Raw genomic sequence first — 517 nt, 5'->3', positions numbered from 1 at the left:
CTTGTTGACGGGATAGCCCTCGGCGATGTCCAGCGACTTGACGTCCACCTCGCTCACCAGTGCCGTGCTCGACCCTCCTTCGGCCGCGGCGGCACGGACGACGGCCACGAAGTCGGCCATCGCCCGCTCGGCCCGCGCCGGGTCGCAGGCCGCCCCCCAGGACTTCTCGTTCAGAAACAACAGTGGCACGCCTTCTTCCCCCTGTGTCGTTCCGTGCCGTCAGTCCAGCAGCTGGTCGAGCGAGTACTCCCACTCGTCGAAGAATCCCTCGGGCCACTGTTCGAGCATGCCGTCCTTGTCGATGCGCGGCGTGACGACCTCGGTGCCCGCCCCATTGCCGCTGAAGTAGTGCACGACCGCATCTTCGTGCCGAAGGACACTATGTTTTACGGCGATGCGCACACCGTTCAGCACGTGGTCGCTGTGCGTCTCGACGATCAGCTGAGCGCCGGTGGCGGCGGCTGCGGAGAGCAGCGCGGCCATCCTGCTCTGCCCCTTGGGATGCAGGTGCGCCTCT

At 66.5% G+C, this 517-nt stretch carries 2 protein-coding genes; both read right to left on the bottom strand.

Annotated features, from left to right (window positions below):
- Positions 1-189: hypothetical protein (locus LPA54_RS36540; RefSeq protein WP_228984808.1), on the bottom strand; the 189-nt coding region annotated here is incomplete at its 3' end.
- A 30-nt stretch (positions 190-219) separates the two neighbouring features.
- Positions 220-517 (bottom strand): DUF3696 domain-containing protein (locus LPA54_RS36535; protein WP_228984807.1); only part of this gene is annotated, 298 nt, incomplete at its 5' end.

The organism is Streptomyces sp. DH12 (genome assembly GCF_020873895.1).
Lineage (GTDB): Bacteria > Actinomycetota > Actinomycetes > Streptomycetales > Streptomycetaceae > Streptomyces.
This window is presented reverse-complemented; position numbering and strand designations above follow the sequence as displayed.